This window comes from Pseudomonas sp. MPR-R2A5 (assembly GCF_058793055.1).
This window is the reverse complement of record NZ_JBXAFK010000007.1, coordinates 84,416-106,334: the sequence shown is the minus strand read 5'-3', so window position 1 is coordinate 106,334 and position 21,919 is coordinate 84,416. Positions and strand designations below refer to the sequence as shown.

Genomic DNA, 21,919 nt, shown 5'->3' with positions numbered 1-21,919 from the left:
CTTCCTGCGACGGGGTCGGCCGCGTCGGCGGCATCAGAGTTGACGAATGACCTGGGCAGCGGTCGCCACGTTATGAGCCAGGTGCAGCGGATTAATGGTCCCGACAATAGCACTGGCGACGCCCGTTTGCGCAAACAACAACATGAAACTGGCGCGAACTGGATCCATTCCAGGCTCCAGGCACACGTGGCCGCTGGCCAAGGCTTTTTTCACCAGGATGCCCTTGCCATGGACCGCTGCATAATCAATGACGGCTTTCTCGGCCTGTTCGTTCAGATTGTAGGTGACCATCGCACAATCACCCTGTTCCAGGGCCTTCACACCGCCCTCGACAGTTTTGCCGGAGAAGCCGAAACCACGGATCTTGCCTTCGCGTTTCAGCTCGGCCAGGGTCTGGTAGACCTCGCAGTCGTTGAGGATATGCAGGTCATTGCCGTCGGAATGCACCAGCACCAGGTCGATGAAGTCCGTTTCCAGTCGTTTCAGGCTGCGCTCGACCGACATTCGGGTATGGGCCGCGCTGAAATCGTGCCGGGACACGCCTTCCTCGAACTCTTCGCCGACCTTGCTGACAATCACCCAGTCCTGGCGCTGGCCGCGTAACAGCGGGCCCAGGCGTTCTTCACTGCGGCCGTAGGCGGGAGCGGTGTCGATCAGGTTGATGCCCAGTTGGCGGGCTTGGCGTAGCAGCATCCGCGCTTCGTCATCATCGGGAATCTGGAAGCCGCTGGGGTATTTCACCCCTTGGTCGCGGCCCAGCTTGACGGTGCCCAGGCCCAGCGGCGACACCAGCAGGCCGGTGCTGCCCAGGGGGCGATGCAGGTCGTGCAGGGTGGGCAAGGTCATGGCAGCAGTTGCTCCCAGGCGGGTTGGCCGATGGCGGGCTTGGGCAGGTAGGGAAGCGGGGTGGCCGGGCCTGGGTGGATACCGTCGCGCTCCAGGGCGTGGATCACTCGATCGGCGAAGTCCGGCGCCAGGGCCAGTTTGGTCGGCCAGCCCACCAGCAGGTGGCCTTCTTCGGCGAGGAAGGCGTTGTCGGGGCGGCTCAGGCCCGATTGCAGCGGCTCGGCGCGGTCGACGCGCAGGGTGGCCCACTGGGTCTGGCTCATGTCGATCCACGGCAGCAAATGCGCCAGCTCTTTCTGGGCCGTGGCGATTTGCTCTTCAGGCGTGCGCGCCACGCCATCGGCCTCGGCAATTTCGCCGCCCAGGTACCAGACCCAATTGCCATCGGCGGCCGGGTGGGTGGTGACGGTAACGCGCGGCTTGGTACCGCCGCCCAGGCAGTGGGCGTACAGCGGCTTCAACCCTGGGCCTTTGGCGATGATCATGTGCAACGGGCGTGTCTGCATGGCCGGCTGGCTCAGGCCCAGGGCCGCCAGCAACTCTGCAGTGCCGCCGCCGGCACTCAATACGATGCGCTGGGCGCGGATCTCGCGGCCATCGACTTTCAAGCCGATCAATGTGTCGCCATCGCGCAGCGGTTCGATGTGTTGCCCGGCGAGCAAGCCATCACCGGCCAGTTGCGCCAGGCGTTCGATCAGGCTGGGAACATCGATGACCAATTCCGCCAGGCGATAGACCTTGCCCTTGAAACGGCGGTCTTGCAGGGCCAGCGGCAGATCGTCGCCCTTGACCTGGTCGACACGGCCGCGCACGGCCTTGCTGGCGAAAAAGCTGGTGAGGTTGCCGGCGAGTGTGCCAGGGGACCAGAGGTAATGGGCTTCAGACAGCAGGCGTACGCCGGACAAGTCCAGCTCGCCGTTGCCCGCGAGCGCTTCGCGCCAGCGGCGCGGCATATCGGAAATCGCCTCGGAGGCGCCGGTGAGGGCGCCGTGCAGGGCGTACTTGGCGCCGCCGTGAATGATCCCCTGAGACTTCACGCTCTGCCCGCCACCGAGGGTGGCGCTTTCCACCACCACCGTGGAAAAACCCTGGCGGCGCAGGCGCGCATTGAGCCAGAGGCCGGCAACCCCGGCGCCGACAATCAGAACGTCGGTGGAAATAACGGATGGCATGGGCAACCTCAGTGTTCAAATCAAGTTGCCAAGTATACAGACTCAACGGATCGATCTTTGCCCGGGATCAATATTGGCAGGGGATCTCAGTGGCCGGCGGTTTTCGAGAAGAGCTGAATCACCACTACTCCCAACACGATCAAGCCCATCCCGAGCATTGCCGGCAGATCGAGCTTCTGGCCATAGATGAACAGCGCGGCAATGCTGACCATCACAATGCCCATCCCGGCCCAAACCGCGTAGGCCACACCCACGGGGACGGTACGCACCACCAGGGTCAGCATCCAGAAGGCCACGCCGTAGCCCACGATCACCAGCAACAGCGGGATAGGGGTGCTCCAGCCCTTGATGGCTTTCATCGACACGGTGGCGATCACTTCCGAGCAGATGGCAATGGCCAGGTAGTAGTAGGCAGGGTTCATGGGTAGATCCTCGGTGTAGAGCGCACTTGATGATGTCGGTATTTTAGGGCTTCGCTAGATGGGGTAAAGTCATTACCTATCTGGAATGAAGATAGGTTGAGCCATGGGCGTGCAGTGGAATCTGGAGCAGATGCGCTTGTTTGTCAGGGTGGCCGAGCAGCGCTCGTTTTCGGCGGTGGCGCGGGAGCAGCGCAAGGCGCAGTCGGCGGTCAGCAATGGGATCGCCCTGCTGGAGGCGGACTTGGGCGTGAGCCTGTTCGAGCGCAGCAGTGGCCGCCAGCCGCGCCTGACCGAAGCCGGCACGGTGTTGCTCGAAGAAGCGAAGGAGGTCTTGCGCCAGTGCGAACGCCTCAATGGCCGCGCGATGTCGTTGATGCGTGGCGAGGAAGCTTGTCTGCGCCTGGCCCAGGATGAGGCGATGCTCTATCAGCCGGTTCTGGATAGTCTCGATGCCTTGGCTGGACGCTTTCCCAACCTGGAGGTGCAATTGTCCAGCGCGGCCCAGGGGGATGTCGCCCGCAAGCTGGTGGAGCGCAAGGCCGACCTGGGCATGCTGTTTTATCACGACCAGATCCCGGAAGCGTTGGAGCGGCGGGTGGTGGGCAGTGTGGAGATGGTCACGGTGTGCGGTCGCAACCATCCCCTGGCGGCGCAGGCAACCGTGGACTGCCAGCGCCTGGCGCAATTTCGCCAGTTGCTGATGTCGACCCAGACCAGCGTCTACCCCGGCAGCGAGGCCGCCAGCCCGCAGGTGTGGCGTGCCGACAGCTTCTACGTGCTGGCCGAGTGGCTGACCCGTGGCCTGGGCTGGGCGTGGTTGCCCCGGCATGTGGTGCAGTACCCGTCGTACCAGAACCTGATGGTCGAACTGGACAGTGAATGGACGCCACCGGCGTTGGTGGTCGAGCTGGTGTGGCGCCGCGATGAGCCCCTCGGCCCCGCCGCGCGCTTTCTCGCCGAACGTTTTGCCGAGTGCTTGCAGGCGATCGACTGAAAAAGCCGATAAACTCCGCCGCCATGAATAGAACTCTCTACAGCTGTCTGTTTTACCTGGCGCTGCCGTTGGTGGCCTTACGTCTGTGGTTGCGTGCGCGCAAGGCGCCGGCCTATGCCCAACGCGTGGCCGAGCGGTTTTCCTACGGCTTGCCGGTGATGCAACCCGGCGGGATCTGGGTGCATGCCGTGTCGGTGGGGGAAAGCATCGCCGCCGCGCCGATGATTCGCGGGCTGTTGGCGCGTTATCCACAACTGCCCATCACCGTCACCTGCATGACGCCCACCGGGTCCGAGCGCATCCAGGCGTTGTTCGCCAACGAGCCGCGCATCCAGCATTGCTACCTGCCTTACGATTTGCCCTGTGCGGCCAAGCGTTTTCTTGATCGCGTGCAGCCGAAGCTGGCCGTGATCATGGAAACCGAGCTGTGGCCCAACCATATCCATGCCTGCGCCCAACGCGGTATTCCGGTGGCGCTGGCCAATGCGCGGTTATCGGCCCGTTCGGCCAAGGGGTATGCGCGTTTCGCCAAGCTGACGGCACCGATGCTGGCGCAGATGAGCCTGTTCGCCGTGCAGACGCACACCGAGGCCCAGCGGTTTCTCAGCCTGGGTGCGCGCCCCGAAACCGTAACGGTGACTGGCTCGATCAAGTTCGACCTGACCGTCGACCCCCTATTGCCGGTGCGTGCCGCTGCCCTGCGCGAGCAGTGGGGCGCCACTGAGCGCCCGGTGTGGATCGCCGCCAGTACCCACGAAGGCGAAGATGAAGTGGTGCTCGCCGCCCATCGCCAACTGCTCGAAAGCTACCCCAACGCGTTGCTGATTCTGGTGCCGCGTCACCAGGAACGCTTCGGCCCGATGTTCGAGCTGTGTGGGCAACAGGGGTTTGCCACGGTGCGGCGCTCCAGCGGTGAGCCGGTCACCGCGCAGACCTCGGTGCTGCTCGGTGACACCATGGGCGAATTGCTGTTTCTGTATGCCTTGGCCGACAGCGCTTTCGTCGGTGGCAGCCTGGTGGCGACCGGTGGGCATAATCCGCTGGAACCGGCGGCGCTGGCCAAGCCGGTGATCATGGGGCCCCACGTGTTCAACTTCCTCGAAATTACCGCGATGATGCGCGAAGCGGGTGCATTGCGGGAGGTGGATGACGCCGAAGGGTTGGCCGAGGCCGTGCGGCAACTGTTCGAGCTGCCGCAGGACGCCCAGCGGATGGCGCAGGCGGGGCTTAAGGTGATGCAGGCCAACCAGGGCGCTTTGAAGCGATTGTTGGATGGTCTTGATCGCCTGATAACTCACTGACGCACTGGCGAGCGAGCCAAATGTGGGAGGGGGCTTGCCCCCGATGACGGAGTGTCAGTCAACATGAGTTCACCTGGTACACCGCTATCGGGGGCAAGCCCCCTCCCACAGGGTTTTTACGGTGTGTTCAATTGCCTGGGCGGGCTTTCAACTGCTCGGCAGCCGCCTTGGCCAGGTCCGGCGGCAGGAAGTCCTTGTCCGGGTTGTAGTCGGCCTTGAGGTAGCGCGCCAGGTCCTGCAGGTCCCCTGGGTTCAACGTGCCCGCCGCCTGTTTCAGGCGCAGGTTGTCGAGGATGTAGTCATAGCGGCTGTTGTTGTAGTTGCGCACCGACGCGTAGAGCTGGCGCTGGGCGTCGAGCACGTCGACGATATTGCGCGTACCCACCTGGTAACCGATTTCCGTGGCTTCCACCGCGCTCTGGTTGGAGATGATCGACTGCCGGCGTGCCTGGACCTGTTCCACATCGGTGTTCACTGCGCGGTGCAGGTTGCGCGTATTTTCCACCACCTGGCGGCGCAGGCCCTCACGTTGTTGCTCGGTCTGGCCGAGGCGCGAATAGGATTCGCGCACTTGCGAGCTGGTCAAGCCGCCGCTGTAGAGCGGGATGTTCAGGCGCAGGCCAATGGTACGTTGCGAGACATCGCCACCATAAGGCGTGCCGAAGGCATTCGGGTTACTGAAGCCCAGCGCGTCGTTATCGCCCTTTTCATACTGCGCCACGGCGTCCAGGGTGGGGGCGTGCCCGGCCTTGCGCTGCTTGAGCGTTTCCTCGGCGGCGGTCACCGCATAGTTGCTGGCAAGCAGGTTGAGGTTCTGGCGGCCGGCGGTCTCGACCCAGGCCTTGGCGTCGTTCGGCAGCGGCGGCAACACCGGCAGCGTATGCACAATGCCCTGGATCGAATTGTATTGACGGTTGGTCAGGGTGATCAGCGCTTCGAAGGCGTCATCTACCTGGCGTTGCGCGACGATCCGGTTGGCTCGCGCGGTGTCGTAGCTGGCCTGGGATTGCAGCACATCGGTTTTGTCCGACAGGCCCACGTCGAAGCGTTCGTTGGACTGGTCCAGTTGGCGCTTGAACGCATTTTCTTCGGCCTTGGTCGAGGCCAGGTTGTCCTGGGCACGCAGCACGGCGAAGTAGTTCTCGGCGCTTTGCAGAATCAGGTTCTGTTCGGTGGCCGAGAGTTGCAGCGCCGCCTGTTCGTTGACGGCTTCGGCGGCTTGCAACTGGAACCAGCGGTCGGCACGGAACAAGGGCTGGCTCAAGGTCGCGCGCCAGGAGTGGGCATCGCGGTTGGCGGTGGCGGCCGGGGTGTCGATCTGGGTGCGCACATTATTGATATCGGCACCGGCCGACAAATTCGGTAGCAGGCCGGCGCGGGCCTGGGGCACCACTTCTTTCTGTGCGCCATATTGGGCGCGGGCAGCGGCGAGGTCGGCGTTGTTGTCTACCGCCTCCTGATAGACGCTGACCAGGTCGGTTCTGGCGGACAAGGGCGCTTCAGCTGCCCAGACCATTCCATTGGTCGCACAAGACACGGCAAGAGCCAGTGAGAGTTTGCGCAGCATGAGGCGATCCCTAGTGTGAATATTACGGCGATAATTTAGCGCCCAAGGCTAAAGCTGGCCATTCCTGGCGTCAAGCGTTGAGGCAGCATCCGAGTGTAGTGGCGCAACCACGGCACAACAATCCCGCAAATGCGCCATTCATCACGCTGAATGCACGGCTATTGGCAATTTGCCCCCACCCTGGTCTAGACTGGCCACGTTCTTGTCGGGGTGCCTTGTTAGAAGGCTGAGATCGGTAAATACCGGATCCCGTTGAACCTGATCAGGTTAGCGCCTGCGTAGGGAACAAGATTTCTCGTCACCCGGCGAGTCCTCTTGTGCTTCGTCCGGGATGTTGTTCGACAATCGAACAGCCTTCGTGCACCAAGCACAGCACTGTTTTCAGTGCGTCCATCCGTCACAGGTTCGCTCCGACAAAAATCCACCGCCTGGATAGTTGGAGAGCCCGTGATGAGCACCGAATTAAAAAGCCAAAAATCAAAAAATACCGTGCACTTGAGTGAGTCGGCCAAAGTCGATTCCGGGTCCGTGCAGCCGTTTACCCGCTCGCAAAAAATCTACGTGCCAGGCACTCGCCCGGACATTCGCGTACCGATGCGCGAAATCAGCCTGGACGTCACACCCACCGATTTCGGCGGTGAAATCAATGCGCCCGTGGTGGTCTACGACACCTCCGGCCCCTACACCGACCCCAACGTCATCATCGACGTGCGCAAAGGCCTGGGCGATGTGCGCTCGCCGTGGATCGAGTCCCGGGGCGATACCGAGCGCCTGTCCGGCCTGAGCTCGCACTTCGGCCAGCAGCGCCTGAACGATGCCGAGCTGACCGCCCTGCGCTTTGCCCACGTGAAGAACCCGCGCCGCGCCAAGGCCGGCGCCAACGTCACCCAGATGCATTACGCGCGCAAAGGCATCATCACCGCCGAGATGGAATACGTCGCCATCCGCGAAAACATGAAGCTTGAAGAAGCCCGCGCCAGTGGCCTGCTCGACCAGCAGCACGCCGGCCACAGCTTCGGCGCCAGCGTGCCGAAAATCATCACTCCGGAGTTCGTGCGCGAAGAAATCGCCCGTGGTCGCGCAATCATTCCAGCCAACATCAACCACACCGAACTGGAACCAATGATCATCGGCCGTAACTTCCTGGTGAAGATCAACGGCAACATCGGCAACAGCGCCTTGGGTTCGTCCATCGAAGAAGAAGTGGCGAAACTGACCTGGGGCATTCGCTGGGGCTCGGACACGGTGATGGACTTGTCCACCGGCAAGCACATCCACGAAACCCGCGAATGGATCATTCGCAACTCGCCGGTGCCGATCGGTACCGTGCCGATCTACCAGGCCCTGGAAAAAGTCGGTGGCGCCGCTGAAGACCTGACCTGGGAGCTGTTCCGCGACACCCTGATCGAACAGGCCGAGCAAGGCGTCGACTACTTCACCATCCACGCCGGGGTGTTGCTGCGCTACGTACCACTGACCGCCAAGCGTGTCACCGGCATCGTCTCCCGTGGCGGTTCGATCATGGCCAAGTGGTGCCTGGCGCACCACAAAGAGAACTTCACCTATACGCATTTCGACGAAATCTGCGAAATCATGAAGGCCTATGACGTCAGCTTCTCCCTGGGCGATGGCTTGCGTCCGGGTTCGATTGCCGACGCCAACGACGCCGCGCAATTCGGCGAGCTGGAGACCCTTGGCGAACTGACCAAGATCGCCTGGAAGCACGATGTGCAAACCATGATCGAAGGCCCCGGCCACGTGCCGATGCAATTGATCAAGGAGAACATGGACAAGCAACTCGAGTGCTGCGACGAGGCGCCGTTCTATACCCTCGGCCCGCTGACCACCGACATCGCACCCGGCTACGACCACATTACATCGGGCATCGGTGCGGCAATGATCGGCTGGTTCGGTTGCGCCATGCTCTGTTACGTCACGCCCAAGGAACACCTGGGCCTGCCGAACAAGGATGATGTGAAGACCGGGATCATCACCTACAAGATCGCCGCCCATGCAGCCGATCTCGCGAAAGGTCATCCGGGTGCGCAAATCCGCGATAACGCCTTGAGCAAGGCGCGCTTCGAGTTCCGCTGGGAAGACCAGTTCAACCTCGGCCTCGATCCGGACACCGCACGGTCCTATCACGATGAAACCCTGCCGAAGGACTCGGCCAAGGTCGCGCATTTCTGCTCGATGTGCGGGCCGAAGTTCTGCTCGATGAAAATCACCCAGGAAGTGCGTGAGTACGCGGCCAACCAGCGCATTGATGCGGTGGATGTGGACGTGGCCAAAGGCCTGGCCGAGCAGGCGGAGCGGTTCAAGCAGGAAGGCAGCCAGCTTTATAAGAAGGTCTGATCCAGAGACGGCGGTGCCTGTACCGCCGTCATCGGGGCGGTGCGACGACTCGACAAGCCCCCTCCCACATATTGACTGAGCCATACACAGTTTTTGTGTTCACAGCCGATCCAATGTGGGAGGGGGCTTGCCCCCGATTGCAATCTCCCTGACAACAAGTGCCCCTCAGAGATAACACCCTTGAGCATTCAACCGAGTACCTATTCCCCGGACATCGCGGTCCCCGCTGACAAGCGCGTGTTCGGCGCCCGCGACCTGTTCTCCTTGTGGTTCTCCCTCGGCATCGGCCTGATGGTCCTGCAAACCGGCGCGTTGCTCGCGCCGGGCCTGGGGTTGTCCGGCGCATTGCTGGCGATTTTTCTCGGCACGCTGGCCGGCGTGCTGTTGCTGGCCGCCGTCGGCGTGATCGGCAGCGACACCGGGCTGTCCGCCATGGCCGCCCTCAAGCTCAGCCTCGGAGCCAAGGGCGCCAGCCTGCCGGCGCTGTTGAACCTGCTGCAACTGATTGGCTGGGGTTCGTTTGAAATCATCGTCATGCGCGATGCCGCGAGCTTGTTGGGTGTGCGGGCTTTCAGCGACGCCAGCCTGCTGGCGAGCCCGTTGCTGTGGACGCTGTTTTTCGGTGGCCTGGCGACCCTGCTGGCCGTCAGCGGCCCGTTGACCTTCGTGCGGCAGATCTTGCGCAAGTGGGGGATCTGGCTGTTGCTCGGCGCGTGCCTGTGGCTGACCTGGAACCTCTTCGCCAAAGCCGACCTTGCCGCCCTCTGGGCCCAGGCCGGTGACGGATCGATGCCGTTTGCCGTGGGCTTTGATATTGCGATCGCCATGCCGTTGTCGTGGCTGCCGCTGATTGCCGATTATTCGCGCTTCGGCAAACGCGCCAAGAGCGTGTTCGGCGGTACGGCGCTGGGCTTCTTCATTGGCAACTTCTGGCTGATGAGCCTCGGTGTGGCCTACACCCTGGCCTTTGCGCCAAGCGGGGAGGTCAACGCACTGCTGCTGGCTTTGGCCGGAGCGGGCCTGGGCATTCCGCTGCTACTGATCCTATTGGATGAGTCGGAAAACGCCTTTGCCGATATTCATTCGGCGGCAGTGTCCAGCGGGATTCTATTGCGCTTGAAAGTCGAACACCTGGCGCTGGCGATCGGCGTGCTCTGCACCCTGATCGCCTGCTTTGCACCGTTGGCGCAGTACCAGAACTTCCTGCTGTTGATCGGCTCGGTATTCGCGCCGCTCTTTGGCGTGGTACTGGTCGATCATTTCATCCTGCGCCGCCGCGGCCAGGGCGCTGTGGCTTCGCTGCGTTGGCCGGCGTTGTTGGCGTGGCTGGGGGGCATTGCGACTTACCATCTGCTCGCCAACCTGTATCCGGATGTCGGCGCGACCCTGCCGGCGCTGGTGCTGGCAGGGCTGTTGCAGTTCATCCTGGGCCGGGCCTTCAGCGGCGTACGGGCACCAGCTCAGGCTTGAGGATGCCGTCCAGGCGCGAGTAGGGAATCTGCAACTCGACGTGGCCCAGGGCGTACGGCGCGATGGTGGTGGTAGGGTACTTGAGGGTCACGCCGCCGTAGGTCAGCGCCACGTTCGGGGTTTTCTGGAAGGGATAGCTTTTGACGAACTCCGGCTCCAGGCTCAGGCGCGTACTGATCAGCCAGCTGTTGTGGGCCACCTGAGCGGCTTTCCAGAATGCGTCTTCCTTGCCTGGCAGCAGCATGTCGGTCAACGTCAGGGCCTTTTGCTGCGGACGCGAATAGTTGATGAACGCGCGGCCCGGTTCGCCGTGGGTGACGCCCTGGTCCAGGTAGCTGGACAACTCGATGATCACCAAGCCGTCATGCTGCTCGCGTACCTTGGCCTGCAAGTACATGTTGTTGCCGGGGGCGGCCGTCTGCAGGAATTGCTCGCTGTACGTCGCCAGGCTCGTCGGCAGCGGGTCGCTGGGCTTGGTACGGGTCATCTCCAGCAGGCGCTGTTCGATCAGCGCATCCAGCTTGGGTTCTTTGGCGAAGTGCACGGTGTCGATGTTCACCAGTGGGCAATCGGCGCTGGCGCAGCCCTGCTTGCTTTGTTCGCTGGCGTCACGGGTGGCTTCCAGCGGGGTCCGATAGCTGGGTTGAAACAGGCTCTGGCAGGCGCCGAGGGTCAAGGCGATACAGGCCACGGAGGCGATTTTTAAAAGCGACATGTATGTTCTTCGTCCGTCGATTAAGAGCGAAATTCGTGGACCTTCGACTACCGGCAGGCCAGTCAGTTCGCCACTAAGATTATTAGAGTGAGTTTGACGCCCGCCGTCTATCCCGGCAACTGGAAAGGGGCTGCACCTACGGGCAGGACCGCGTTAGGATGGCGCGAATTGCACGGGCATAACGAGGAAGGATATGACGGACATCGCGAAATCGACGCCGAGCAAAATCGAAATTGTTCAGCGCGACAATGCTTACCAGGGCTTCTACAAACTCGATCGGGTGCAGTTGCGCCACGAAAAGTTCGACGGTGGCATGAGCCGGGTGATCAATCGCGAAGTTTTCGTGCGCCATGACGCCGTGTGCGTGCTGCCTTACGACCCGCAGCGCGATGAGGTGGTCTTGATCGAGCAGTTTCGCGTCGGCGCCATGGGCCGTACCGACAACCCGTGGCTGGTGGAAATGGTCGCTGGCCTGATCGACAAGGATGAACAGCCGGAGGAGGTTGCACACCGCGAAGCCGAGGAGGAAGCTGGGCTGACATTCTCCTCGTTGTGGCCGATCACCAAATATTTCCCGTCGCCGGGTGGCAGTACCGAATTTGTCCACTTGTACCTGGGCCGTTGCGACAGTGCGGGGGCGGGTGGCGTGCATGGATTGGAAGAAGAGGCAGAAGATATTCGTGTCACCACCTGGGCTTTCGAGGACGCCTTGCAAGCGGTGCGTGATGGCAGGATATCCAATGCGCCCAGCATTATTGCCCTGCAATGGTTAGCGCTCAATCGCGCGGAAGTGAGGGGGTTATGGCAGTAAAGGCACGGGAACGTTATCGAGTTGACCTGATCGGGCTGCAAGCAGCTTGCGAGGCCAACTATGCGCGGCTGATGCGCTTGCTCCCCGATATGCGTCATTCCCCCGAGGCGCGGCGAATCGGCGTGACCCATGGCGACCAGATGCTCGGCGTGCTGGCCCTGGAAGTCATCGTCAACTGCCCGTACACCACCACCCTGCGCGTGCGCCAGGAGCACAGCCTGCCCTGGCTGCCGGTGCCGCAGCTGGAAGTGCAGGTGTACCACGATGCCCGGATGGCCGAAGTGATCAGCGCCGAACATGCGCGGCGCTTTCGCAGCATCTACCCTTACCCCAATGTGTTCATGCACCAGCCCGATGAGAAAGCACAGCTCAATGTGTTCCTCGGTGAATGGTTGAGCCACTGCCTGGCCTTGGGCCATGAGTTCGAAGTCGTGCGATAGATGTGAACTGCGTCTGCTTCCTTAGGTTTCCTCTTTGCGTCCTGCCCCAGCATAATCGCCCCAACTATCCATTCCTGTGATTGCCTTGGGAGAGCGCCTTGCCGAGCGTATCCACCTTGAACCCCGATGCGCCGACGTTGCTGGTGCAGTTGTCCGACAGCCACCTGTTTGCCGAGGCCGACGCTGTGTTGCTGGGCATGAACACCCGCGACAGCTTGCAACGGGTGATCGACTTGGTGCGTGAGCAACAGCCCCGGATCGATTTGCTGTTGGCCACCGGGGACCTGTCCCAGGACGGTACGCTGGCGTCCTATCAGCAATTTCGCGAGATGACGGCGCCTTTTGGGGTTCCGGCACGCTGGATTCCCGGCAACCACGATGAGCCGCAAGTCATGGCCCACGCGGCGGTGCACAGTGATTTACTGGAACCGGTGGTGGATATCGGCCATTGGCGCATCACCCTGCTGGACTCCGCCGTGCCGGGCTCGGTGCCTGGGTACTTGCAGGACCAGCAACTGCAACTATTGGCCCAAGCCTTGAGTGAAGCGCCGAACCGCCATCACCTGGTGTGTTTCCACCATCACCCGGTACCCATCGGTTGTGCGTGGATGGAGCCCATCGGCTTGCGCAACCCCGAGGCTCTGTTTGCCGTGCTCGACCGCTTCCCGCAGGTCAAGGCGGTGCTCTGGGGCCATGTGCACCAGGAAATCGACCGTGAGCGCAATGGTGTGCGCCTGTTGGCGTCACCGTCCACTTGCATCCAGTTCGCGCCGGGCAGCGAGGATTTCAATGTCAGCGAAGAGGCCCCAGGCTATCGCTGGCTGCGCCTGCACGCCGATGGGCGGTTGGAAACCGGGGTGGAGCGGGTGAAAAATTTTGCCTTTACCGTGGATTACGGCAGCAACGGCTATTAAAGGCGGCGAACACTGATCAGACATGTGGGGAGAGGGCTGGATGATCGGCTGCTCACACCACCCCGATCCCTGTAAACTGCGCCTTTTTCGCGCAAGCACGGAGAGCCCGGCATGTCCGCTTCGATCCTGTATATCCACGGCTTCAACAGCGCGCCCGCGTCCAACAAGGCCTGCCAGTTGATCCGCGTGATGGACAACCTCGGCCTGGCCGGCCAACTGCGCGTGCCGGCCCTGCATCACCACCCCCGCCAGGCGATCCCGCAGTTGGAGGCGGCCATCCGCGAACTGGGGCGGCCACTGCTGGTCGGCAGCTCGCTCGGCGGCTACTATGCAACCCATCTTGCCGAACGCCATGGTCTCAAGGCGCTGCTGGTCAACCCGGCGGTCAGCCCTCATCGGATGTTCGACGGTTACCTGGGCACCCAGAAGAACCTCTATACCGATGAAACCTGGGAGCTGACCCACGACCACGTCACGGCGCTGGCCGAGCTTGAGGTCCCGGCGCCCCAGGATGCCGCGCGTTATCAAGTGTGGTTGCAGACCGGGGATGAAACCCTGGATTATCGCCTCGCCCAGCAGTATTACCGGGCGTGTGCCCTGCGCATCCAGGCCGGCGGCGACCATGGTTACCAGGGCTTTGCCCAGCAATTGCCGGCCTTGTTGAGCTTTGCCGGCATTGGCGCAGATCAGTATCAATCCTTCGATTTCGCGGCACTGTAATTGCTTTGGAAATCCCAGGTTACTTTTTAATCGAACGACTCACGACGAGACCCCATGGCCACTCCCAGCGCTAGCTCTTATAACGCCGACGCCATCGAAGTCCTCTCGGGCCTCGACCCGGTGCGCAAACGCCCCGGCATGTACACCGACACCAGTCGGCCGAACCACCTTGCCCAGGAAGTCATCGACAACAGCGTCGACGAAGCCTTGGCCGGGCACGCCAAGTCGGTGCATGTCATTCTCCACGCTGACCACTCCCTGGAAGTGTCCGACGACGGTCGTGGCATGCCGGTGGACATTCACCCGGAAGAGGGTGTGTCGGGCGTAGAACTGATCCTCACCAAGCTGCACGCCGGGGGTAAGTTCTCCAACAAGAACTACCAGTTCTCCGGTGGCTTGCACGGCGTGGGTATTTCCGTGGTCAACGCCTTGTCCACGTTGGTACGGGTCAAGGTCAAGCGCGACGGCAACGAGTACGAGATGACCTTCGCCGATGGCTACAAAGCCAGCGAATTGCAGGTGATCGGCACCGTTGGCAAGCGCAATACCGGCACCAGCGTGTACTTCGCGCCGGACCCGAAATACTTCGATTCGCCAAAATTCTCCATCAGCCGCCTCAAGCACGTGCTCAAGGCCAAGGCCGTGTTGTGCCCGGGCCTGCTGGTCACCTTTGAAGACAAGGGTACTGGCGAGAAAGTCGAGTGGCACTACGAAGACGGCCTGCGTTCCTACCTGGAAGATTCCGTCAGCGATTTCGAACGCCTGCCCAACGAGCCGTTCTGCGGCAGCCTGGCCGGTAATAAAGAAGCCGTCGACTGGGCGCTGCTGTGGTTGCCCGAGGGCGGTGACAGCGTGCAGGAAAGCTACGTCAACCTGATCCCAACCGCCCAGGGCGGCACCCACGTCAACGGTTTGCGCCAAGGCTTGCTGGATGCCATGCGCGAATTCTGCGAATACCGCAGCCTGTTGCCGCGCGGCGTGAAGCTGGCGCCGGAAGACGTGTGGGAGCGCATCGCGTTCGTGCTGTCGATGAAAATGCAGGAGCCGCAATTCTCCGGCCAGACCAAAGAGCGCCTGTCGTCCCGTGAAGCGGCAGCGTTTGTCTCCGGGGTGGTCAAGGATGCCTTCAGCCTGTGGCTCAACGAACACCCGGAATTGGGCCTGGCCCTGGCCGAGCTGGCAATCAACAACGCCGGTCGCCGTCTGAAAGCCAGCAAGAAAGTCGAGCGCAAGCGCATCACCCAAGGCCCGGCACTGCCCGGCAAGTTGGCTGATTGCGCCGGGCAGGACCCGATGCGCTCAGAGCTGTTCCTGGTGGAGGGTGACTCCGCCGGCGGTTCCGCCAAGCAAGCGCGGGATAAGGAATTCCAGGCGATCCTGCCGTTGCGCGGCAAGATCCTCAACACCTGGGAAGTCGATGGCAGTGAAGTCCTGGCCAGCCAGGAAGTACACAACATCGCCGTGGCCATTGGCGTCGATCCGGGCGCGGCGGACATGAGCCAACTGCGCTACGGCAAGATCTGCATCCTCGCCGACGCCGACTCCGACGGTCTGCACATCGCAACCCTGTTGTGCGCGTTGTTTGTGCAGCACTTCCGCCCGTTGGTGGATGCCGGTCACGTCTACGTCGCCATGCCGCCGCTGTACCGGATCGACCAGGGCAAGGAGATTTTCTATGCCCTGGACGAGGCCGAGCGCGATGGCATCCTCGACCGCCTGGTGGCCGAGAAGAAACGCGGCAAGCCACAGGTCACGCGATTCAAGGGCCTGGGTGAAATGAACCCGCCGCAACTGCGTGAAACCACCATGGACCCGAACACCCGGCGCCTGGTGCAGTTGACCCTGGAAGACTTCGACGCCACATCGGAAATGATGGACATGCTGCTGGCGAAGAAACGCGCGCCAGACCGCAAGTCCTGGCTGGAGTCCAAGGGCAACCTGGCCGAGGTGTTGGGCTGATGCGCACAGGTTTCGCCCTGGCGATCCTGATGTTGAGCGGGCTGGCGGCCACCCCGGTGGTGGCCGCGCCCGTGGCTGAGCTCAAGCTGGTGTCCGAACACCCGGTAGAGGGCATGCGCGGCGGTAACCTGTCAGGCCTGGCGCTGTGTGGCAAGGAGCTATGGACGGTTTCCGACCGTGATGACGACCGGATCTACCGCCTCGATATCAGCGCGTCGACCTGGCAGGCCGAAACCGTGAAGATTGACGTGCCGCCAGTGCCCGAGTCCGGCTTGCCCTGGGGCTTGCGCTCGCGCACCAAGGCCGCTTCATTCATTCGCGGCGGCGACCTGGACTTTGAAGGCATCACCTGCGATGCCGCGGGCAACCGCTACATTGTCAGCGAAGCCCATGCGGCGGTGTTGCAAGTGCCGGTAACCGGTGAGCCGCAATGGTTGAAAATCGCCCCCGGCATGGTGCGCGAAGCCCGCGCCAGTGGCATGTTGCTGCATTTCAATGCCCTGTTTGAAGGCTTGGCGGTCAACCCGGAAGGCAGCCAGATCTGGTTGGCTGCGGAGCGTGAACGGCGAGGCCTGATTTCCATCAAGCGGCCGCAAAGCCTTTGGGATTGTGACGGCCCCTGCGTGTTGTTGAGCGAGGCTGGCCAGGAAATGCAACCGGCCAAATTCCCCAACGCCAAGGCGGTGTCCAAGGATTTTGCCGACCTGGCGCTATTTGGCGGCAAGCTGTTTACTCTGGAGCGTAATGCGTTCCAGATTTGCCGGCGCGATGCGGTCACGGCCAAGGTCGAGCTGTGCTGGTCATTTGCCGACGAGACTCTGACGCCCGAGCGCCGCTATGCCCAGCCCTACGGCCTGGCCGAAGCCCTGGTGGTGGATACGGACGGTGCGTGGATTGGTATCGACAATAATTTCGGCCCGCGTGCCGATGGTGAAAAACGCCCCGTGGTCTATCGTTTCGCCGCCCCTGCCGGCGGCTGGAGCGCCAAGCCATGAGCCCCCGCTTTTTTGAATTGACCCGGCGCTGCGGCATTTCCGCTGCGCCTTACCAAATATTGATGAGGCCCGCATGAGTGACATCCTCGCAGACAGCTTAGATGGCGTAGAACGCCGGTCGCTGGCTGACTTCACCGAAAATGCCTACCTCAACTACTCCATGTACGTGATCATGGACCGTGCCTTGCCGCATATCGGCGACGGCCTGAAGCCTGTACAGCGGCGCATCATCTACGCCATGAGTGAGTTGGGCCTGGATGCCGATTCCAAGCACAAGAAGTCGGCGCGTACGGTCGGTGACGTGCTCGGTAAGTTCCACCCCCACGGCGACTCGGCATGCTACGAAGCCATGGTGCTGATGGCCCAGCCGTTCAGCTACCGCTACACATTGGTGGACGGCCAGGGTAACTGGGGCGCACCGGATGACCCCAAGTCCTTCGCCGCCATGCGTTACACCGAGGCACGCCTGTCGCGTTATTCGGAAGTGCTGCTCAGCGAGCTGGGCCAGGGCACCGCGAATTGGGGCCCGAACTTCGACGGCACCCTCGACGAACCCCTGGTGTTGCCGGCGCGTTTGCCCAATATCCTGCTCAATGGCACCACGGGTATTGCCGTGGGCATGGCCACGGACGTACCGCCGCATAACCTGCGCGAGGTCGCGACCGCCTGCGTGCGCCTGCTGGATGAACCCAAGGCCACGGTCGAGCAGCTCTGCGAGCATATCCAGGGGCCGGATTACCCCACCGAAGCAGAAATCATCACGCCGCGCGCCGACCTGCTGAAGATGTACGAGACCGGCAAGGGCTCGGTGCGCATGCGTGCGGTGTACCACATCGAGGACGGCGACATTATCGTCACCGCGCTGCCGCACCAGGTGTCCGGTGCCAAGGTGCTGGAGCAGATCGCGGCGCTCATGCAGGCCAAACCGTCGAAACTGCCGCAGGTTGCCGACCTGCGCGACGAGTCCGACCACGAAAACCCGTGCCGAATCGTGATCATCCCGACCAATAGCCGGGTCGACCACGAAGTGCTGATGCAGCATTTGTTTGCCAGCACCGACCTGGAGTCCAGCTACCGGGTCAACATCAACATCATCGGCCTGGACGGCAAGCCGCAGCTGAAAAACCTGCGCAACCTGCTGGTGGAGTGGCTGGAGTTCCGGGTGCAGACCGTGCGTCGCCGCCTGCAATTCCGCCTCGACAAGGTCGAGCGCCGCCTGCACCTGTTGGACGGCTTGCTGATTGCCTACCTCAACCTGGATGAAGTGATCCACATCATCCGTACCGCCGAGCACCCGAAAGCCGAACTGATCGCGCGTTTCGAGCTGAGTGAGATCCAGGCCGACTACATCCTCGACACCCGTTTGCGTCAGTTGGCGCGACTGGAAGAAATGAAGCTGCGCGACGAACAGGATGCGTTGCTCAAGGAGCAGGCCAAGCTGCAAGCGCTGCTGGGCAGCGAAGCCAAGTTGAAGAAATTGGTGCGTAGCGAACTGATCAAAGACGCCGAAACCTACGGCGACGACCGTCGTTCGCCGATCGTCGAGCGCGCCGAAGCCAAGGCCCTGACAGAAACCGAGTTGCTCCCAAACGAGAAAATTACCGTCGTTCTGTCGGAAAAGGGTTGGGTTCGTTCCGCCAAGGGGCATGATATTGACGCCACTGGTTTGTCGTACAAGGCCGGTGATGGCTTCAAGACTGCCGCCGCCGGGCGTTCCAACCAGTTTGCGGTGTTTATCGACTCCACCGGGCGCAGTTATTCGGTGCCGGCCCATACCTTGCCGTCCGCACGGGGGCAGGGCGAGCCGCTGACCGGGCGTCTGACGCCGCCACCGGGGGCGAATTTCGAGTGCGTGCTGCTGCCGGACGACGATTCGTTGTATGTCATCGCTTCCGACGCGGGGTACGGGTTCGTGGTCAAGGGTGAAGACCTGCAGGCCAAGAACAAGGCGGGCAAGGCGCTGTTGAGCCTGCCGAACAACGCCAAGGTGATCCTGCCGCGGCCGGTGGACGATCGCGAGAGCAATTGGCTGGCGTCGGTCACCACCGAAGGGCGCTTGCTGGTCTTCAAGATCAGCGATTTGCCGCAGTTGGGCAAAGGCAAGGGCAACAAGATCATTGGTATTCCAGGGGAGCGGGTCGCCAGTCGTGAAGAGTATGTGACCGACATCGCGGTGATCCCTGAAGGCTCTACCCTGGTGCTGCAGGCGGGTAAACGCACATTGTCGCTGCGTCCTGACGACCTTGAACATTACAAGGGCGAGCGTGGACGGCGTGGTAACAAATTGCCGCGGGGCTTCCAGCGTGTGGATGCCTTGCTGGTGGAAACGCCTGTTTAAGGCGGCAAGGAGGGCTTGGCGGGTTTCGCCTTGAAGCAGGCCTTGGAAAGGCAAAAACCATTCCCAGCGGCCTGCGCCTTGCCTGACCCGCTTTAAGGTGACAACGCGGTGGGGAAACTCACTGAGAACGCCCTCTGGAGCCGTTGATCTACGATTTAACGCGTAGATCGACGCTTTGGCGCTGGAGTCATGGCGCATATTCACGGATGATATGGCCTTTCCAGCGCCGGCGTGGCCGAGCGTGTTTAGGTTATTTTTAAGTATTACATTGTGGTTCGCCTTGTGGCAGCCACCTGGATGGGATGATGACTGCTCCACGCCTTCCTTTTATTTTGATGCTCGCTGGCCTTCTGGGGCTGGCGGGTTGCAGCACACACCAGCCTGTGTCGCTGTATCAGCTGGACAGCGGAAGTCCGGCCCAGCCCGCACAAACTGCGGGTATGGCAGTTTTACTGGGCCCGGTAGTCGTCGCTGACTACCTGCAACGTGAAACCCTGCTACAGCGTCAGAACGACGGCAGCCTGCAAGGTTCCGTTGATGGTCGTTGGGCCGGCAGCCTATCGTCCGACATCAACCAGCTGATGCTGCGCCAGGTGGCGGGTCAACTGGACAGCCAGCGTGTGGTCCTTGCGCCTGCACCCACTGGCTTTACCCCGGATGTTCAGGTGTTGCTGACCATTACCCGGCTTGATTCCGGTAAATCGCAACCGGCGATTCTCGATGCGCAATGGCGCTTGATCGACCGTCGTGGCCAGGTGCGCGATAACCGAATCGTGCACCTGCAGGAAGAACACACCGGCACCACCGCGTCCCAGGTCCAGGCCCAGGGCGTATTGTTGCAACACCTGGCGCAGCAGTTGTCGGTGGCCCTCAAGCCATTGGCCAACCAGCCGCCAATCGCCGAGGCACCGCGCAAGCAGGCTCCGGTACAGGCCAAGCCCGCAGAGCCGCAGAAACCGAAGATGCCGATGGCGACACCGATTCGCACGGATATGGAAGTGTTCAGGTTCTGATCTGAATCGCAGACAAACAAAAAGGCCCGCTGACTCAGCGGGCCTTTTTGTTTGTGGTGAGATAAGTCACGGCGCAGATCAAGTGTGGGAGGGGGCTTGCTCCCGATAACGGTGGTTCAGTCAATGATGTGCTGACTGATGCTCCGCAATCGGGGGCAAGCCCTAATGCCGTTCAGTTAAGCGTACATCGCCTTTTGTAGGAGCGAGGGGGACGCCTAGTTCTTGCTCGCGAAAAACGTCAACGATAACGCGTGTCTCCTGAATGAACGCGGCGCCTGTGAGTTTTTCGCGAGCAAGCTCGCTCCTACAAAAAAGCCTTAACTGAACGGCATTAGGGCAAGCCCCCTCTCACATGAGTCCGGCGGTGTTCTTCAGGGCTTTGTACGGGTCTCATGCATCCGCGCCAACTGCCGTTCCAGCATTGATGGATACGGCTCCATCAAGCGCTCCACACAACTGGCGCCTTCTGGGCTGGCAATGGGGCGAATACGCGCGCGTTGGCGAATCAGCGTGTCTTCGCTGATCTTGCGCTCCACCAGCAGGAGATTGCGGCTGTGTTGGGACAGGGCCAGCGCATCCTGGGCGATCTCGGTCAGCAGCAGGTCGATCTGGCTCATGCCAAACAGGTCGTCACCCACCGTCAGGCCCAGTTGCAGTTGCAAGGTGATGCCGCTGTCGGCCACTTCGATCTGCAATTCATGGCCCAGGGCGCGCAGCAGCTCGCCGCAGCAGATGGCGTTGGTCAGGTAGTCTTCGCCGCTGTCTTCGCTGTGGAACAGCATCAACGTGCTGCCGTCGTTCAGGGTGTGCAGCTCGCTCTGGTAGAGCGAGGCGGCCTGGTCGAGGCAATCGCGGTAGCGTTCCAGTAATTCGGTCAGGCGGGCGCGGGGCAGGCGGCGCAGTTGGTCCTGGGCGCCCAATTGCACGGCCAGTACGGCGCTGTGCTGGGGCTCGGCGTTCTTCGCTGGCACGGGCTTGGGCGCAACGGCGGTGCTGGCCGAGGTGTCGCGCAGGTCGGCGAATGGGTCTTCGTCGTCCAGCTCGTCTTCTTCGGCCCGGATCACATGGCGTGGCGCTGGTTTCAGGCCGGCTACCGGAGGGCGCTCGTCAAAGCCCGGGTCGCGCAGGTCGTGTACTTCGAACTCGGGCTCGGGTTCAATCTCGCGTACCACCGGTTCCGGAGCGAAGCTGGCATGAAGTTGGCGCGCAAGGTCGCCGATTTCGTCCTGGCGATCGGTGGCCGGGGTATGTTCGTCGATATCCCGCAGCCAGATGCGCAGTTGCATCAGTGGCGTCGAGATATGCCGCCCCAGGCGCAGGCTCAAGGCCAGGGCCAGGGCCAGCAGGATCGCGCTGAGGATGCCCATGCTTTGCAGGCTGATGGTCATCGGCTGCTGGAATTGCTGCATGTCCAGGCTGATGCGCAATTGACCCGCCTTCACATCCTGGAACGTGATATTGCTCTGGTACAAGCCTTCGGCTTCGCCCAGCAGGCCGTTTTTCGGGCGTTGCCCGGCTTCGGCCATGATGCGGTTGTCCACGCTGTAGATGGCGGCGTGGGCGACCAACGGGTTCTTGGTCAGGTTGTTGAGCAGCACGTTGAGGCTGAGGATGTCGTTGGACACCAGCAGCTCGGTCGCCGAGGTGGCGGTCTGGGTGGTCAGGCTTTCGCCCAACGCATCGGCTTGCTCATGCATGGCCTGTTTGAACTGCAAACCCATCACGCAGGCGTAGATCACCAGGGCCAGGGCGACCAGGATCACGTTATGGCTGGCGATGCGTAATGCGATCGGTACACGGCGGTGGCGCAGTGCCCGGAAGATCAGCAGGAAGAAGTTGTCGGTTTTTACTGGCGTGGGCCGGTTCACTTGAGCTCGGCTCTTAGTC

The 21,919-nt window shown here is 61.9% G+C and carries 18 protein-coding genes and 1 riboswitch; of the genes, 12 read left to right on the top strand and 6 right to left on the bottom strand.

All coding sequences use genetic code 11. From position 1 onward, the window contains the following. Nucleotides 1-33: 33 nt before the first annotated feature. The 3 genes from AC1Q6I_RS07895 to AC1Q6I_RS07885 all read right to left on the bottom strand — a co-directional run bounded on the left by AC1Q6I_RS07895 (nt 34) and on the right by AC1Q6I_RS07885 (nt 2,440). On the bottom strand, nt 34-846 hold the full coding sequence (locus tag AC1Q6I_RS07895) for an aldo/keto reductase (RefSeq protein WP_024073049.1): 813 nt from the start codon (nt 844-846) through the stop codon (nt 34-36). Beyond that, on the bottom strand, nt 843-2,018 hold the full coding sequence (locus tag AC1Q6I_RS07890) for an NAD(P)/FAD-dependent oxidoreductase (RefSeq protein ID WP_069075138.1): 1,176 nt from the start codon (nt 2,016-2,018) through the stop codon (nt 843-845). The genes AC1Q6I_RS07895 and AC1Q6I_RS07890 overlap by 4 nt, the downstream gene beginning before the upstream one ends. Nucleotides 2,019-2,104: 86 nt before the next feature. Then, nucleotides 2,105-2,440 carry a DMT family transporter gene (locus AC1Q6I_RS07885; RefSeq protein WP_024073051.1) on the bottom strand — a complete coding sequence of 112 codons (336 nt, stop codon included), beginning with the start codon at nt 2,438-2,440 and terminating at the stop codon, nt 2,105-2,107. Nucleotides 2,441-2,543: 103 nt separating this feature from the next. On the opposite strand from AC1Q6I_RS07885, the gene AC1Q6I_RS07880 reads away from it, so the two are divergent. Then, entirely contained in the window at nt 2,544-3,434 is an 891-nt protein-coding gene (locus AC1Q6I_RS07880; protein ID WP_024073052.1) for a LysR family transcriptional regulator, read from the top strand. Between the two features lie 23 nt (nt 3,435-3,457). Beyond that, the gene (waaA, locus tag AC1Q6I_RS07875; RefSeq protein ID WP_102623810.1) at nt 3,458-4,735 is read left to right on the top strand and encodes a lipid IV(A) 3-deoxy-D-manno-octulosonic acid transferase; all 1,278 of its coding nucleotides are present in this window, start codon (nt 3,458-3,460) and stop codon (nt 4,733-4,735) included. A 127-nt stretch (nt 4,736-4,862) separates the two neighbouring features. On the opposite strand, the gene AC1Q6I_RS07870 is transcribed toward waaA, so the two are convergent. Then, a complete protein-coding gene (locus AC1Q6I_RS07870; protein ID WP_024073054.1) occupies nt 4,863-6,302 on the bottom strand; it encodes a TolC family outer membrane protein in 1,440 nt (479 codons plus the stop codon). Nucleotides 6,303-6,498: 196 nt separating this feature from the next. Next, nucleotides 6,499-6,604: riboswitch (TPP riboswitch) on the top strand. Nucleotides 6,605-6,752: 148 nt separating this feature from the next. Here AC1Q6I_RS07870 and thiC point away from each other — a divergent pair. Both thiC and cytX read left to right on the top strand, forming a co-directional pair. After that, nucleotides 6,753-8,657, top strand: coding sequence for a phosphomethylpyrimidine synthase ThiC (gene thiC / locus AC1Q6I_RS07865; RefSeq protein ID WP_024073055.1), 1,905 nt, complete (start codon nt 6,753-6,755; stop codon nt 8,655-8,657). Between the two features lie 180 nt (nt 8,658-8,837). Next, a complete protein-coding gene (cytX, locus tag AC1Q6I_RS07860) occupies nt 8,838-10,127 on the top strand; it encodes a putative hydroxymethylpyrimidine transporter CytX (protein WP_069075141.1) in 1,290 nt (429 codons plus the stop codon). Here the strand turns inward: cytX and AC1Q6I_RS07855 are convergent. Beyond that, complete coding sequence (locus AC1Q6I_RS07855) at nt 10,096-10,842, bottom strand: RsiV family protein (protein ID WP_102623809.1); 747 nt, start codon at nt 10,840-10,842, stop codon at nt 10,096-10,098. The two genes, cytX and AC1Q6I_RS07855, sit on opposite strands and share 32 nt — an antisense overlap. 193 nt (nt 10,843-11,035) lie before the next feature. On the opposite strand from AC1Q6I_RS07855, the gene AC1Q6I_RS07850 reads away from it, so the two are divergent. From AC1Q6I_RS07850 to AC1Q6I_RS07815, 8 genes are all read left to right on the top strand, one after another. Then, on the top strand, nt 11,036-11,653 hold the full coding sequence (locus AC1Q6I_RS07850; protein WP_024073058.1) for an NUDIX domain-containing protein: 618 nt from the start codon (nt 11,036-11,038) through the stop codon (nt 11,651-11,653). After that, entirely contained in the window at nt 11,644-12,093 is a 450-nt protein-coding gene (locus AC1Q6I_RS07845) for a DUF1249 domain-containing protein (RefSeq protein ID WP_024073059.1), read from the top strand. The genes AC1Q6I_RS07850 and AC1Q6I_RS07845 overlap by 10 nt, the downstream gene beginning before the upstream one ends. Nucleotides 12,094-12,191: 98 nt before the next feature. Then, complete coding sequence (gene cpdA / locus AC1Q6I_RS07840; RefSeq protein ID WP_069075142.1) at nt 12,192-13,007, top strand: 3',5'-cyclic-AMP phosphodiesterase; 816 nt, start codon at nt 12,192-12,194, stop codon at nt 13,005-13,007. Between the two features lie 111 nt (nt 13,008-13,118). Beyond that, nucleotides 13,119-13,727: a YqiA/YcfP family alpha/beta fold hydrolase gene (locus AC1Q6I_RS07835; RefSeq protein ID WP_024073061.1), complete on the top strand. Its 609-nt coding sequence runs from the start codon at nt 13,119-13,121 to the stop codon at nt 13,725-13,727. A gap of 54 nt (nt 13,728-13,781) precedes the next feature. Then, nucleotides 13,782-15,686, top strand: coding sequence for a DNA topoisomerase IV subunit B (gene parE / locus AC1Q6I_RS07830; RefSeq protein WP_024073062.1), 1,905 nt, complete (start codon nt 13,782-13,784; stop codon nt 15,684-15,686). Beyond that, nucleotides 15,686-16,681 (top strand): esterase-like activity of phytase family protein, encoded by a 996-nt coding sequence (locus AC1Q6I_RS07825; protein ID WP_024073063.1) that lies wholly within the window; start codon nt 15,686-15,688, stop codon nt 16,679-16,681. The genes parE and AC1Q6I_RS07825 overlap by 1 nt, the downstream gene beginning before the upstream one ends. 73 nt (nt 16,682-16,754) lie before the next feature. Continuing rightward, nucleotides 16,755-19,019 carry a DNA topoisomerase IV subunit A gene (gene parC, locus AC1Q6I_RS07820; RefSeq protein ID WP_024073064.1) on the top strand — a complete coding sequence of 755 codons (2,265 nt, stop codon included), beginning with the start codon at nt 16,755-16,757 and terminating at the stop codon, nt 19,017-19,019. Nucleotides 19,020-19,324: 305 nt separating this feature from the next. Further along, on the top strand, nt 19,325-20,032 hold the full coding sequence (locus AC1Q6I_RS07815; RefSeq protein ID WP_024073065.1) for a PqiC family protein: 708 nt from the start codon (nt 19,325-19,327) through the stop codon (nt 20,030-20,032). 371 nt (nt 20,033-20,403) lie between these two features. Here the strand turns inward: AC1Q6I_RS07815 and AC1Q6I_RS07810 are convergent, their stop codons facing one another. Continuing rightward, entirely contained in the window at nt 20,404-21,900 is a 1,497-nt protein-coding gene (locus AC1Q6I_RS07810) for an AhpA/YtjB family protein (protein ID WP_102623808.1), read from the bottom strand. Nucleotides 21,901-21,919 lie beyond the last annotated feature (19 nt).